The sequence below is a fragment of the Plantactinospora sp. CA-294935 genome (genome assembly GCF_050936445.1).
Taxonomy (GTDB): Bacteria; Actinomycetota; Actinomycetes; order Mycobacteriales; family Micromonosporaceae; genus Plantactinospora.
The window spans coordinates 9,471,351-9,484,872 of the sequence record NZ_JBNJMU010000001.1; the positions used below are offsets into that span (position 1 = coordinate 9,471,351).

At 72.4% G+C, this 13,522-nt stretch carries 9 protein-coding genes; 3 read left to right on the forward strand and 6 right to left on the reverse strand.

Annotated elements, in window-relative coordinates; genetic code table 11:
- Position 1: 1 nt before the first annotated feature.
- The 3 genes from ngcE to ACQEVC_RS41065 are packed head-to-tail and all read right to left on the reverse strand — an operon-like array spanning position 2 to position 3,137.
- On the reverse strand, positions 2 to 1,438 hold the full coding sequence (ngcE, locus tag ACQEVC_RS41055) for an N-acetylglucosamine/diacetylchitobiose ABC transporter substrate-binding protein (protein ID WP_432889200.1): 1,437 nt from the start codon (positions 1,436 to 1,438) through the stop codon (positions 2 to 4).
- A 20-nt stretch (positions 1,439 to 1,458) separates the two neighbouring features.
- Positions 1,459 to 2,211: a sugar isomerase domain-containing protein gene (locus ACQEVC_RS41060; RefSeq protein WP_432892003.1), complete on the reverse strand. Its 753-nt coding sequence runs from the start codon at positions 2,209 to 2,211 to the stop codon at positions 1,459 to 1,461.
- A 2-nt stretch (positions 2,212 to 2,213) separates the two neighbouring features.
- Entirely contained in the window at positions 2,214 to 3,137 is a 924-nt protein-coding gene (locus ACQEVC_RS41065; RefSeq protein ID WP_412102842.1) for a MurR/RpiR family transcriptional regulator, read from the reverse strand.
- Positions 3,138 to 3,237: 100 nt separating this feature from the next.
- On the opposite strand from ACQEVC_RS41065, the gene ACQEVC_RS41070 reads away from it, so the two are divergent.
- Positions 3,238 to 4,251: an N-acetylglucosamine kinase gene (locus tag ACQEVC_RS41070; RefSeq protein ID WP_432889202.1), complete on the forward strand. Its 1,014-nt coding sequence runs from the start codon at positions 3,238 to 3,240 to the stop codon at positions 4,249 to 4,251.
- A 100-nt stretch (positions 4,252 to 4,351) separates the two neighbouring features.
- Here the strand turns inward: ACQEVC_RS41070 and ACQEVC_RS41075 are convergent, their stop codons facing one another.
- The 3 genes from ACQEVC_RS41075 to ACQEVC_RS41085 all read right to left on the reverse strand — a co-directional run bounded on the left by ACQEVC_RS41075 (position 4,352) and on the right by ACQEVC_RS41085 (position 10,719).
- A complete protein-coding gene (locus ACQEVC_RS41075) occupies positions 4,352 to 7,681 on the reverse strand; it encodes a ThuA domain-containing protein (RefSeq protein ID WP_432889204.1) in 3,330 nt (1,109 codons plus the stop codon).
- 73 nt (positions 7,682 to 7,754) lie between these two features.
- A complete protein-coding gene (locus tag ACQEVC_RS41080; RefSeq protein WP_432889206.1) occupies positions 7,755 to 8,861 on the reverse strand; it encodes a sugar phosphate isomerase/epimerase family protein in 1,107 nt (368 codons plus the stop codon).
- Between the two features lie 616 nt (positions 8,862 to 9,477).
- Entirely contained in the window at positions 9,478 to 10,719 is a 1,242-nt protein-coding gene (locus ACQEVC_RS41085) for an alanine racemase (protein ID WP_432889208.1), read from the reverse strand.
- A 155-nt stretch (positions 10,720 to 10,874) separates the two neighbouring features.
- On the opposite strand from ACQEVC_RS41085, the gene ACQEVC_RS41090 reads away from it, so the two are divergent.
- Together ACQEVC_RS41090 and ACQEVC_RS41095 are read left to right on the forward strand one after the other, a co-directional pair.
- The gene (locus tag ACQEVC_RS41090; protein ID WP_432889210.1) at positions 10,875 to 12,203 is read left to right on the forward strand and encodes a MarR family transcriptional regulator; all 1,329 of its coding nucleotides are present in this window, start codon (positions 10,875 to 10,877) and stop codon (positions 12,201 to 12,203) included.
- On the forward strand, positions 12,200 to 13,489 hold the full coding sequence (locus ACQEVC_RS41095) for an amidohydrolase/deacetylase family metallohydrolase (protein ID WP_432889212.1): 1,290 nt from the start codon (positions 12,200 to 12,202) through the stop codon (positions 13,487 to 13,489). The genes ACQEVC_RS41090 and ACQEVC_RS41095 overlap by 4 nt, the downstream gene beginning before the upstream one ends.
- Positions 13,490 to 13,522 lie beyond the last annotated feature (33 nt).

Genomic DNA, 13,522 nt, shown 5'->3' on the forward strand with positions numbered 1-13,522 from the left:
GCTACCGGGTGTACTTGGTGACGGCGGAGTCGGCGGCGACCGCGTCGGCGGCCTTCTGGATCCGGTCGGCCCACTGCCCCGGGTTGATCCGGCGGGTGGCGAGTTCGCCGGTGGCGTCGTCGACCGCCTTGGCCAGCGGGGCGTACCAGGTGCGGAACCGGTAGGTGACGGTGTTCGGGCCGGCGGCCTGCACGGCGGAGCGGACCGAGCCGAGCCCGGTGCTGACGGCCAGCCCGTCGGTGGCTCCGGCGACGCTGGGCAGCGTGCTGTTCAGTTCGGCGAACCGCCGGGCGCTGCCGGAGGAGAAGAGCACCCGGAGGAACTCCAGCCCGCCGCGCGGGTTCTTGGCCCGGGCCGGGACCAGGAACGACTCGCTGCTGGCGGCCTGGATCGTCCCGTACGGCAGCTTGTCGGCCGCGCCCAGCGACGGTACCGCGCCCATCACCATGTCGAAGCCGGCCGGGGTGACACCCTTCTGCTCGGCCTCCAGCCAGGAGCCGCACGGGATGATCGCGGCCTTCCCCTGCGACCAGGCGGCCTGGGCCTCGGTGTGCGACAGCGCCTCGGAGCCGGGCAGCAGGTAGCCCCGGCCGGCGAGTTCGGCGATCGCGGTCGCCGCGTCCAGCAGCGGCTGCTGCTTCCAGGCGCCCGGCTGGAGGTTGTCGACCGCCGTGACCAGCTCCGGACCGCCGGCCTTGGCCGCCATCGCCAGCAGCGGGTCGTTCAGGTACTCCGGGTATTTGCCCTGATAGGTCCAGGGCGCGATGCCCGCCTTCTTGATCTGTGCGCAGAGCGCCAGCATCGCGTCCCAGCTCGTCGGGTACGCCCAGCCGTGCCTGTCGAAGAGCGGCTTGGAATACCAGAGTCCCCAGACGGTGTAGGTGAAGTTGAGCGTGTAGACCTTGCCGTCCAGCGTGCCGTCGGCCACCACCCCCGGCAGCAGAGTGTCCCGGACCTTGCGGCCGGGGTCGTCCAGCGACGGGGCGTCGAGCAGCTCGGTGAGGTCGGCCAGCTTGCCGGCGGCGACCAGGGTGGCCAGGTCGAGCCGGCCGGCACCGGTGTTGTCCACCACGTCCGGCGGGGTGTCGGCGACGAACCGGGGTTGCAGCGCCTCGCCGACCTTCTGGAGCGCCTTGTGGTCCACGGTCGCGCCGGGAAACCGTCCCTTGTAGATGTTCTCGGCGTTGGTGGCGTACTCGTCGCCGTAGCCGCCGTCGAAGACGACCACCTCCAGCGGGGTCGAGGCGGGCACCCCGAGCGGGTTGTCGGCGCTCGTCTCGCCCTTGGCCGCGGCGGGCTGGCCGTCGTCGCCGCCGCTGGTGACACAGCCGGCGAGCGCCGGGGCGGCCAGCCCGATCGCGGCGGCCCGCAGCACGGTACGCCGTCCCGGGCCGGTGGTCGGTGCCGGCCCGGAGCGGGCCGGACGGAAAGAGTTCATGGCGCCTCGCCTTCTTCTCTTCAGGCGGTGCGCCGGATGCGACCGGCGTACCGCGCCTCTAGCTCGCTGTTCTGCTCCCGGCCGCCCGGGACGTTCGCGGACAGGTAGACCGGTGGCCGGGTACCGGCGTCGAGCAGCCGGGCGACGACCTCGGCGACGACCTGCTGGGCGAGCACGGCACCGGTGATCGAGGAGATGGCCCCGACGGCACCGCCATCGGGCAGGGGCAGCGCGGCGTCGCCGTACGGCGCCCCGTTGTCGAGTACGACGTCGGCGAGGTCGGCGAGGCGCCGCCCCGACGGGTGCCCGGGGGTGACCCGGGCGGTGTGGTCGAGCGAGGTGATCCCGATCAGGGGGTGGCCGTGCTCCTTGACCAGCAGGGCGAACTCGACGATCACCCCGTTGACACCGGAGTTGGAGGTGAGCACGAAGACGTCGTCCGGCTTGATCGGCGCCAGTTCGTAGAGCCGGTGCGCCACGGTCGGGTCGCGTTCCAGCAGCGGGTCCTCGAGTACGGTCCGGTCGGCGCCGCCGTAGAGCACGAGGTCGCGCAGGGCGATCCGGTTGCTGGGTACCAGTCCGCCGGCCCGACCGGCGATCTCCATCGAGAGCGCCTCGGAGTGCCCGCAGCCGAACGCCTGCACCACTCCGCCCCGGTCCAGCGCGGCGGTGATCAGGTCGGCTGCCCGGCGTACGCCCTCGGTCTGGGTCCGGGCGACCCGGTCGATCGCGGCGGTGACGGCGGTGAGGTAGGCGGATGCGCCGATGTCCATGGTCAAAGCCCCTCCGTGGTCTTGAGCTGCCGGCGTGCGGCCCGCGGCGAGTCGTCCGGCATCCGGTGCGCGTCGACGGCCCGGGCGGTCACCTCGAACGCCTCGGTGGTGCGCTGGTAGGTCCGCTGGGCCACCGCGACGTAGATCAGGTCGAGCACCAGCAGTTGGGAGTGCAGCGCGGAGAGCGCGGCCAGCCGGAACGTCGTCTCCTGTACGGCGGTGGTCAGCACCACGTCGGCGACCTCGGCCAGCGGCGAGCGCCGGAACGAGGTGACCGCGACCGTCAGTGCGCCGTGGTCGGCCGCCTCGGCCAGCACCTCGATCACCTCCCGGGTACGCCCGCTGTGCGACAGCCCGATCGCCACGTCGCCCGGGCCGAGCAGCGCGGCGTTGGTCAGCGCGGTGTGCGGGTCGGCCCGGTGCCAGACCGGGATCCGGATCCGTTCCAGCCGGAACGCCATCTCCCGGGCCGCGTTGCCGGAGCTGCCGAGCCCGAACAGGTCGACCCGGTGGGCCTGCGCGACGGCCTCGGCGACCCGGTCGACGGCGGCCAGGTCGACCTGACCGGCGGTGTCCTGGATCGCCCGGGCGTCGGCGCTGGCCACCACCCCGAGCAGGTGGTCGAGCGGGTCGTCGGGGCCGATCTCCCGGTCGATGTCGGTGTCCCAGCGCGCCTGCGCGGCCCGGCCGATCTCGGTGGCCACCGCCACCCGGAGCTGGGCGTAGCCCCGGTAGCCGAAGACCCGGCAGAACCGGGTCACGGTCGCGGTGGAGGTGCCGGCCCGCTCGGCCAGATCGATGATCGTGGCCCGGGCGGTCTCCTCCGGCGCGATCAGGATCTGCTCGGCGACCCGCTGCAGGGCGACCGGCAGCGTGGCCAGCTCGGTACGCAACCGGCCCAGCAGCCCGCTCTCCTCCATCAACATTCCTTTCACGACGACCAGGTGATGAAAAAAGTTATGACCATCAGAGGCCACAAGTCAATAGGTTTGACATTTTCGATCGGTAGACCGCACCATCGGCGGCATGGTCGATGCGTTCGTGCTCGGCGCCGACTGCGGCGGCACGGCCACCCGGGTGGTACTGGCCACCGTGGACGGCCGGATCGTGGGGCGTGGCCGCGCCCGGGCCGGTAACCCGGTCGCCACCGATCCGGCCGGGGCCGCCGCCGCGCTCGGCGAGGCCGGCCGGGCCGCGCTGCACGGGTACGACCCGAGCCGGGTGGTCGGCGCAGTGGTCGGGCTGGCCGGGGTGGCCCGGCTGGCCGAGCCGGAGGTCTCCGCCCGGTACGCCGCGCAGTGGTCACGGCTCGGCCTGAGCTGCCCGCTGCATCCGGTCGGCGACGCGGTGGTGGCGTTCGCGGCCGGCACCCCGGCCGGGTGCGGCACGGTCCTGATCGCCGGCACCGGTGCGGTCGCCGCCGAGGTCCACAACGGCGCGGTCGGCCGGACCGCCGACGGCCTCGGCTGGCTGCTCGGCGACGAGGGCTCCGGATTCTGGCTCGGCCTGGCGGCGGCGAGGTCGACGGCCCGGGCGCTCTACCGGGGCCCACCGTCCGGACCGCTGGCCCGCGCCGTGGCCACCGAACTCGGCAGTACCGAGCCGGACGGTTTCGTCACCCGGGTCTACCAGGTCGGCCGCGACCGGCTGGCCGGGCTGGCCCCGCTGGTCGGCACGGCTGCCCGGGACGGTGACCCGGACGCGACGGCCATCCTGGAGACCGCCGCCGAACGACTCGCCGGCACACTCCTGTCGCTGCACCCGGCGCCAGGTCCGGTGGTGCTGGCCGGCGGGGTCCTCGCCGGGGTACCGGAGATCCGCACCGCCGTGCAGGACCGGCTCGTCGACCGGCTGGGCCGGCCAGGTGTGCCGGCGGGGGACGCGGCCGCCGGCGCCGCCTGGGTCGCCCTCCGCCGCTTCCTCGGGTACGCCGACCCGGCGCTGCACGCCCGGCTGCTGGCCGCCTCGTCCGGCGGCGCCGGTATGGGTCCGCCCGGCGGCGGCCCGGCCCGGCCTGACCGGCGGCGGCCGGAGGCCTGACCGGCGGCGGCCGGAGGTCTGACCGGCGGCGGGCCGGTCCACGGACGGACGGCTGCCGGGAAGTCACGGATGCGACTTCCCGGCAACCGTCTGGAAGGGACTACCTCGGGGTGAACTCCACCCAGTTCAGATTCACCAGGCCGGTGGTCGGGCCGCCGGTGACCGGCTGGAACACCAGGTAGAGCCGGTGCCCGCCGGCTGGCTGGTCGACCGCCAGGGTCTGGCTGGACCAGTCGTTGTTGCCGGTCGTGGCGTTCAGCGTGGCGGTGCCGACCAGCGGGCCGGTCGGCGAGTCGAGCCGCAGCTCGACGGTGGCCCGCGGCGTACCGGCGGTGGCCGCCGAGCCGCCGGAGACCCGGAAGGTGACCGCGCTGGCGTCACCCAGGTTGATCGGGTCGAACGCGATCGAGTCGCCCGCGTCGATCCCGTTGACGTGCTGGCCGCCACCGGCGTCGCTGGTGTTGCCGATCGTCACGTTCTGCTTGACCTGGGCGAACTCGGCCTGCTGGCGGGGCGTCTGGATCACGACCTGGTTGACCGTGGTCAGCGCCGGCTGGCCGCCACCGCCGAGGTCGGTGTAGGAGGCGCTGATCCCGCCGTAGAGGTAGCCGCCGGCGTGGTCGGCGCCGTCGGCCGGGGACTGCAACGTACCGGTACAGCCGGTGGTCGAGCCGTGCTCGTGGCCGTGCGTGTCGTGCCCGAGTACGAAGCTGACCGTCACCCGGGAACAGTCGATCGTCCCGTCCTCCGGGTCGGTGACCGTCACCGTGTACGGGACCGGGTCGCCCCAGTTGAAGAAGGACCCCGGGATCGGGCTGGTCACCGTCACCGTCGGAGCGGTGTTGCCGACCGTGATGGTCCGGGTCAGTACCCCTGTCTTGCCGCTGGAGTCGGTCACCGTCAACCGCGCCGTGTAGGTGCCGTTCGCGGTGTAGGTGTGCGAGGTGCTCGGGTCGGCCGAGTCGACCGTACCGTCGCTGGTGAAGTCCCAGGCGTACGAGATCGACTCACCCGGGTCCGGGTCGTGCGAGCCGACGGCGGAGAAGTTCACCGTCAGCGGGGCCTGCCCGGAGGTGGGGCTGGCGTTCAGCACCGCCACCGGCGACCGCTTGCCCTTGACGTAGCGGATCACCGAGAGCTGGGCATCCGGGTTGGCGGTGAAGAAGCCGTCGCCGTATTCCAGCAGGTAGAGGCTGCCGTCCGGGCCGAACTCCATCTCCATCGGGTTGTCGAAGACGAAGCCGGGCAGCAGTTGCTCGACGCCGGTCAGGTTGCCCCTGCCGTCGGTCCGCATCATGAAGATCTTGTCCCGGGTGAACTCGCCGAACGCCACCGCGTCGTCGTAGTACTCCGGGAACTTCGTCTCCGAGGTCGACTCCGGGTCGTAGGAGTAGATCGGTCCGCCGTGCGGGCCGACCCCGCCGGTCCCGATCACCGGCCACTTGAAGTCGCAGCTTATCGGCGGCGTCTCCAGGTACGTCCCCGGGCACGGGGTACGCGCCTCGTAGGTGTACCAGAACTGCGGCTCCTGCACCGGTGGCAGCACCGTCCGGCCGGTGTTCCGGGGCGAGTCGTTCACCGGGGCACCGCAGTTGAACGGCTCCCCGGAGGTACGGGTGGCGAAGTCGTAGTCGACGTAGGGCAGGGCCGGCGAGTAGCAGTACGGCCAGCCGTAGTTGCCGGCCTTGTTGGTCGAGAACCACCGGCCGGTCCCCTCCGGCCCCCGGGCCGGGTTCGAGGTCCGGCTGTCCGGCGAGTAGTCGCCGACGTAGACCCGCCCGGAGGCGTCCACGTCGAACCGGAACGGGTTGCGCAGTCCCATCAGGAAGATCTCCGGACGGGTCCTGTTGTCGTGGTCCTGCGCCTCCGGGAAGAGGTTCCCGGCCGGGATCGTGTACGTCCCGTTCGGCCGTACCCTGATCCGCAGCAGCTTGCCGCGCAGGTCGTTGGTGTTGCCGGAGGAGCGCTGGGCGTCGTAGCCCGGGCCCTGGGTCGGCGACTCGTTGATCGGGGCGAAACCGTCCGAGCCACCCGCGTTGGTGTCGTCACCGGTGATCAGATAAAGGTTGCCCTTGCCGTCGAACTTCACCTTGCCGGCGACGTGGCAGCAGATGCCCCGGTCCACGTCCACCCGCAGGATCTGCTGCTCGGTACTCATGTCCAGGTGCGGGGTCGGGCCGTCGACGAACTTGACCCGGGAGAGCTGGTTGTAGCCCTTGAACTTGTCCCAGACCGTCGGGTCGGCGCTGGTGGCCGGCGCGTCACCCTCGTTGACCCCCGGGGTCGCCGGGTTGTCGACGGGCGTGTTCAGCGGCGGCGAGTAGTAGAGGTAGACCCACTTGTTGGTGGCGAAGTCGGGGTCGAGCGAGACGGTCTGCAACCCGTCCTCGTCGTGGCTGTAGACCGGGATCGTGTTGATCACCGGGCTTGCCCCGCTGGTCGGGTCGTAGAGCCGCACCTGGCCGCCGCGGGTGTTGTGCAGCACCCGGCCGTCCGGGAGCACGGCGAGCGACATCGGCTCGCCCGGCTCGTCGTTGAGGGTCACCTTCTCGTAGTTGCCGGTCACGGTCGCGCCGCAGTCACCCTCGACCACGCCGGCCGCCCACTGGATGCCGCCGAGCAGGTGCCGGGTGAACGGCTTAGAGCGATAGATTTCGATGGAGTGGCCGAGCCCGGTGTACCAGGAGCGACCGCCCTGGTAGTCCTTGCACCAGGCGACCGGGTGGTCGAAGCCCATCGCGCCACCGGCGAAGCTGCGCTCGTCGGCGGTGGCCAGCACGTGCGAGACGCCCCGGACGTTGGCGGAGAAGTTGTACCACTCCTCGGTCAGGGTCAGGGTGCGCGGCACGGTCTCGGTGGACGGGTGCGCCCGGTCGGCGACGTCGATGTTGCCCGGCTCGACCGGAGAGGCGCCGGTGGCCTTCGCGCCGAGCAGGCTCTGGTAGAAGGCCCAGTCCGGTTCGGTCTCGGCCGCCGCGTGCACCCCGGCGTAGCCCCCGCCAGCCCGGACGTACTTCTCGAACGCCGCCTCCTGGGTGGCGTTCAGGATGTCGCCGGTGGTGTTCAGGAAGACCACCGCGCGGTACTTTCCGAGGTTCTGCTCGGTGAACGCCGCCGCGTCCTGGGTGACGGTGACCCGGAAGCCGTGCTCCCTGCCGAGGTCCCGGATCGCCCGCACACCATCCGGAATGGATGCCCGCCGCGCCCCCGCCGTCTTGGTGAAGACCAGTACGCCGTAGTCGCGCGGCGCCCGGACGTCCGAGCGGAGCGCGGCCGGGCCGTTCTCCTCGGCCACCAGTTGCTCGGCGGGTACGCCGCCGGAACCCGCTCCCGGGTCCGGTACGGCTGCCGCCGGGGCCTGGACCGTCAGCGGGACGATCGTCGCGGTCGCCGCCAGCACGGTCAGCCAGCGGCGCATGGTTCTCTTCATCTCTCCTCCGTCTGCACGTCGGGGGTCACGGAAGGTGGGCGGGGCACGCGCCGCCGCGCCCCGCCCGGACGCCTCACCGGCGGTAGATGGTCAGCTCCGACATGTTGGTGTAGCTGAGCGCGGCGAAGTCGAGCGACTGGCCGGGATTGGTCGCGCCGCCGGGCGCGGTGTCCTGCTCCCAGTTGGCGTGCCGGAAGTCGGGGTCGCCGATGGTCTGGAAGAACTGCTGGAAGTTGATGTCGCCCTCGCCGAGCGGGGTCATCTCGTAGCCGTTGGCCTGGGCGCTGTTCCGGTTGCCGTCCTTGGCGTGGAAGAGCGGGAACCGCTTGCTCTGCGAGACCACGTTGAGGATCGGGTCGAACAGGTCGGTCTTCTCCCGGCCCCACCGGTCGACGTACTTCTGGTGCTTGAACCGGGCGACGTAGGCCCAGTAGATGTCCAGTTCGAAGAAGACGTACCTCGGGTCGGTCCTCCGGAAGAAGTACTCCAGCCGGCGGGTACCGGAGGAGCGGGTGGGCCGGCCGTTCGCGTCCAGCGGCCCCGCGTCGAGCAGGAAGGAGTACGCGGCGTCGTGGTTGTGCGTGTAGAGCCGGAGTCCGCGCCTGCGGGCCTGCCGGCCGAGTTCGTTCCAGACGTCCGCCGCCGCATCCCAGTCCGAGGTGTACGCCGAGTTCGTCGGGTCACTGCCGGTACCGATGTTCTTCATGCCGAGCGTCTCGGCGATGTCCATCTGCTGCTCGAAGGTGGCCGGGTTGATCGAGGTGTGCGTGCCGTTGGCGACCAGCCCGTTGTCGTCGAGGATCTTGCGGATCTCCTCCGGGGTGATCTGCCGGCCCAGGATCTGGGTGTTCTGGGTGTAGCCGGCGAACTCCACCTCCTGGTAGCCGAGTTCGGCGATCCGGGCGAGCACCCGCTCGAAGCCGTACGGCACACCGCTGTCGTCCGGGGCGGCGGAGATCCGGTCGCGGACGCTGTAGAGGATGATGCCCCGGTTGCGGCCCGGGATCAGCGGCTCGGCCCGCAGTTGCCCGTGCGCGACGGCGGGGGTCTCGGTCCGGACCACGTTGGCGCCGACCGCGCTGAGCGCGGCGGCCGCGCCCGCCGAGGCGGCCAGGATGCTGCGCCGGGTGAGCCGGCGGCGTTCCGCCGGATCCATCGGTTCGCGCTGCGTCTTCCCCATGTCCTGCACCTTCCCGGGCGACGACGCCTCCGCCGCCCATGCTTGGATCGATTCAAGAGGTCTTCGGTGAGCGGCTCGGATGCTCGGTGAGTGCCCGCGCGAAGAAAGTCGACGGGTACGGGCGCGCTCACGTGCCACTCGTGGCGCGCGGGGACGTGCGTCGCGGCCGTGGCCGGGCCGGACGCTTCCTGGCTCCCGCCCCAGGTGGCCACCCGGGCGGGATATGACGATCAGCGGTCGTCTCTGTTACGAATGAACACACGCTAGAGGCTGCGCAGCCAGAAGAAAAGAGCAGAGCACGGCAACTTCGGTCGTGGTTTACAAAAGTTCGTCGTACCTAGCGGAAAGTTTCCGTCGATTGTGGTCGAACGGGACCCGGCCCCGTGTCCGGGGGCCGGTCTTGCGCCGATCAGAGGGCGTCCGGTACGTGGAGTCGACGTCACCGGGCCGAGCCGGGCATCCCAGTTACGGAGACTGTCGAGCTGGGTGCACAGGCGGGGCGCGACAATCCCGACATCGCGCCGCCTGTCCCGACGGGAGCACAAGCGAGGCAGCTCGACAGTCTCCGTCCGTCCGGGACACCGCCTCGACGCCGCGTCTCGGATCGACAGGCCGCTCAGAAGTAGGTCCGCAGCACGTCCACGATGGTGTGGTCGTCGTCGACCACCGGCAGCGCCCGCCACTTGTCGAAGGCGGTGCACGGGTGCGAGATGCCGAAGCAGACCAGGTCACCCGGGTCCAGCTCGACGCCGGGCGGGACCGAGAGATAGCCGTGGTGGTCGTTGAGCCGGCCGACGGTCATCCCGGTGCCGGGACGCAGCTCGCCGGAACGGCGCCGGATCCGCAGCGGCACCGGCAGGCCCTCGTCGTACGGGGCGTCCCGCTTGCCCATGCCGACGATCGCCAGCCCCGGCTCCGGAGTGGAGGTGACCTGCGCCCAGAGCTCCAGGGCGGCGTCCAGAGCACCCTCGCCGGGGATTCGCCGGAACGGCGTGTGCTCGGCGTAGAAGCCGTGGTCGTGGGTGACGTAGGCACCGCTGCGCAGCACCACCCGCAGGTCGTGCCCGGTCAGCCAGGCACCGCCGAGTTCCTCGGCCACCAGGTCGAACCACGCGCTGCCACCGGCGCTGACCAGCACCTCCGGGCCGACCAGCCCTCGGCGGGCCAGCTCGGTCGCCGCCGTCCGGAGCCGCCGCAGGTACGCCGACACGGCCGCGCCGTCCGGCAGCCCGCCCTCGTAGCCGGCGACGCCGTCGAGGCGTACCCGGTGGGTCGCGGCGACCGCCTCGGCGACCTCGACCACCTGCTCGACGCTGCGGCAGCCGGCCCGCCCACCGGGGAAGCCGAGTTCGACCAGGACCCGTAACGGGGCACCGGCCGGCTGGTCGACGAGCGCCGCGTCGATCGCCTCGACCCCGGCGACCGAGTCCACGAAGAAGGGTGCCTCGAAACCCCGGTCGACCTCCCGGGCCAGCCAGCGCAGCGGCACCGGATCGAGCAGCTCGTTGGCGAGCAGCACCCGGGGTACCCCGAGGGCGCGGCAGGCGAGCACCTGGTTGGCGGTGGCCATGGTGATCGCCCAGGCACCGGCGGACAACTGGGCGTCGAGCAGCGACGGCGCCATGCTGGTCTTGCCGTGCGGGGCGAACGAGAAGCCGTACCGGGCGCAGAACCCGGCCATCGTGGCGACGTTGTGCGCGACGGCGGAGCGCCGGACGGCCAGTACCGGCCAGGTCACGGCGCCGCCGAACAGCGAGTGCCCGGCGGCGGCGAACGCCGCGTCCGGGACCGGCGTCTCGGGCTGCCAGAACCCCTTGGCGCGCCAGTCGAGCGCGGGCTCGTCGAGTTGGTGGCGCACCGGCTCTCCCCGGACAGGTTCGGATGTAGCTCGCTGTTGGCCGCCCAGCCTGCCGCATGCGCTCCTTCCTCGTCAACGACTTGACGAGGGTGGCCGGCGGAGCCCAGGCTAACGGCGCCGCCGTTAACGGACCACTTTCGAACCTGGAGAGCCGGATGGTGATCGGTCTCGTCATCCACGCCAGCCACCGCACCGTCTTCGAGGACGCGGCCCGCACGCTGGCCGGGGTGACGCTGGAGTGGGTCGTCTACCAGCACGAGGACGCGGTCCGAGGGCTCGTCGACGGCCTGCTCGCCCGGCAACGCGTCGACGGCCTGCTGCTCGGCCCGGTCCCGTACGCGAAGTGCCGTGACCTGCTCCCGGCGGACCTGCCGGTGGCGATCCTGCGCTCGGCCGGACTGGACCTGTCGCTGGCGCTGTTCAAGGCGCTGTCCCGGGGCTGGCGACCCACACCGGTGAGCATCGACACCTACGACACCCAGACCGTGGACGAGGTGGCCCGGGCCCTGGAGCTGGACCGCTCGCAGATCAGTTGCCTGCCCTACGACCCGGAGCAGAGCGTGGCCGAGATCGTCTCGTTCCACCGGGCGGCGCTGGCCCGGACCGGCGCCGACTACGTGATCAGCCTGCGCACGGCGGTCGCGGCACAGCTCCAGGGCGGCACGCCGGTGCTCGGCGGCCTGCCCGGGCCGGCCACCCTGCGGGCCCAACTGCACGAGCTGGCCCTCCAGGTGCAGTCCAAACAGGCCAGTGCGCTGCGCTTCGCCGCCGGCATCTTCCTGGTCGGCCGGGCCGGCCCGCAGCTCGACCTGGACCGGGCCCGGGTGGGGCTGATGAACCTGCTGCTCAACACGCCGGAGTTCGGCGACGCCTGGATCGAGAACCGGGGCCGGCGCGGGGTGGTGGTCTTCGCCCACCAGGCCCTCTTCGAGCAGGCGACCAACAGTTGGGTGTCGCTGCCCGCGCTCGGCCAGGCGCAGGAGACCCTCGGCATCCGGGTCGCCGCCGGGTTCGGGGTCGGTGTCTCGGCCCGGAGCTGCCTGCACCTGGCTGAGCGGGCGGTCGCCCGGGCCGAGCAGGAGGAGTCGCCGAGCGCGTACCTGGTCGAGGACGGTGGCGTCATCATCGGGCCGATGAGCCCGGCCGGAGCCGCGCTCGCCTTCACCTACCGGGAGCACGGCGCCGAACTCGAACGGCTGGCCGGCGAGGTGGGACTGAGCGCCGCGACGCTGTCCCGGCTCTCCGCCATCGAACGGGCCCTGGAGGGCCGGGCCATCTCCCCCAGCGACCTGGCCCAGCAGCTCGGCATCACCGATCCCAGCGGCCGCCGGCTGATCCGCAAGCTGAGCGAATCGGGCCTGGTCGAGGTGGAGGGGAGCACGCAGGTGCACCGCAAGGGGCGCCCGGCCCGGCTCTACCGGCTCCGCATCGGCGCCGCCGGCGGGGCCGGGCCGGCGCCCGCCCCGGTCGAGGCGGCGCCGTGACCGCGCCCGCTGCCGAGTCCGGTCGGGAGGGCTGGGACCTGCTGTTCACCGGTGGGGATCTGCTCGATCCGGGTACCGGCCGGACGGGGCGGCACGACGTCGCCGTCCGGGACGGCCGGATCGCGGCGGTCGCACCGGTGCTACCCCGGGAGCGGGCCGCCGAGCTGGTCGACCTGGCCGGCCGGCTGGTCACACCCGGCCTGGTCGACCTGCACACGCACGTACACGCCGGTGCGACGTACTGGGGAATCGACCCCGACCCGGTGGCCTGGCGGTCCGGCGTGACGACCTGGGTGGACGCGGGCTCGGCCGGGGCGTACGGGTTCGCCGCCTTCGCCGCCGCCTCGGCCCGGTACACCGTCCGGGTGCCCGCGCTGCTGAACATCTCCGCGGTGGGGCTGGTCGCCCCGGTCGGCGAGTCCCGGGAGCTGGCCAACTGCGACGTAGACCTGGCGGTGGCGACCGTACGGGCGCACCGGGACAGCATCGTCGGGATCAAGGTACGGATGGACCGGCACAACGTCGGTACGCACGGCCTGGCCCCGCTGCGCCGGGCGGTCGAGGCGGCGCAGGCGTGCGGGCTGCCGGTGATGGTGCACATCGGCGCGGCGCCGCCGACGGTGGCGCAGATGCTGCCGCTGCTGCGCCCGGGTGACCTGATCACGCACTGCGCCAGCGGCATCGCGGCCGGCCCGGACGGCTTCGACCCGGCGGCGAAGGAGGCGTACCAGGCGGGGGTGCGCTTCGACCTCGGGCACGGCTCCGGCGGCTTCGCCTTCGACGTGCTGGAGGCGCAGGTGGCGGCCGGCATGCCGCCGCACGCCGTCTCCACCGACCTGCACAGCCGGTCGCTGCACGGCCCGGTCTTCGACCTGCCGACCACGATGGCCAAGATGCTGGCGGTCGGGATGAGCCTGCCCCAGGTGGTGGCCGCGGCGACCGTCGGACCGGCCCGCGCGCTCGGCCTGCCGGGCGGGGTCGGCACGCTCGCGGTCGGCGCGCCGGCCGACATCGCGGTCTTCACGATCGAGCCCGGCCGGTACGAGCTGGTCGACGTGCACGGGCAGCGCCGGTACGCACCGCTGCGGCTGGTCAACGAGCTGACCTACCGGGCGGGCCGGCTGCTGCCACCCCGGCAGACCGAGCCGGTGCCGCCGTGGATCACGCTCACCGACCCGCAACGCGCCGCGCTGGCCGACCGGGACCGGGCGGTACGCCGACTTCTCACCCCACCCCTGGTGGGCCCGGACGGGCTCGCCGAACAGTTCCCCCGACACGGAGGTTGACCCATGCCCAAGCAGATCGTCGTGGCCGACCAG

What these genes read in the sequence shown, in the direction of transcription:
- ngcE (WP_432889200.1), bottom strand. Translation starts at nt 1,438, where the DNA reads ATGAACTCTTTCCGTCCGGCCCGCTCCGGGCCGGCACCGACCACCGGC.
- ACQEVC_RS41060 (WP_432892003.1), bottom strand. Translation starts at nt 2,211, where the DNA reads ATGGACATCGGCGCATCCGCCTACCTCACCGCCGTCACCGCCGCGATC.
- ACQEVC_RS41065 (WP_412102842.1), bottom strand. Translation starts at nt 3,137, where the DNA reads ATGTTGATGGAGGAGAGCGGGCTGCTGGGCCGGTTGCGTACCGAGCTG.
- ACQEVC_RS41070 (WP_432889202.1), top strand. Translation starts at nt 3,238, where the DNA reads ATGGTCGATGCGTTCGTGCTCGGCGCCGACTGCGGCGGCACGGCCACC.
- ACQEVC_RS41075 (WP_432889204.1), bottom strand. Translation starts at nt 7,681, where the DNA reads ATGAAGAGAACCATGCGCCGCTGGCTGACCGTGCTGGCGGCGACCGCG.
- ACQEVC_RS41080 (WP_432889206.1), bottom strand. Translation starts at nt 8,861, where the DNA reads ATGGGGAAGACGCAGCGCGAACCGATGGATCCGGCGGAACGCCGCCGG.
- ACQEVC_RS41090 (WP_432889210.1), top strand. Translation starts at nt 10,875, where the DNA reads ATGGTGATCGGTCTCGTCATCCACGCCAGCCACCGCACCGTCTTCGAG.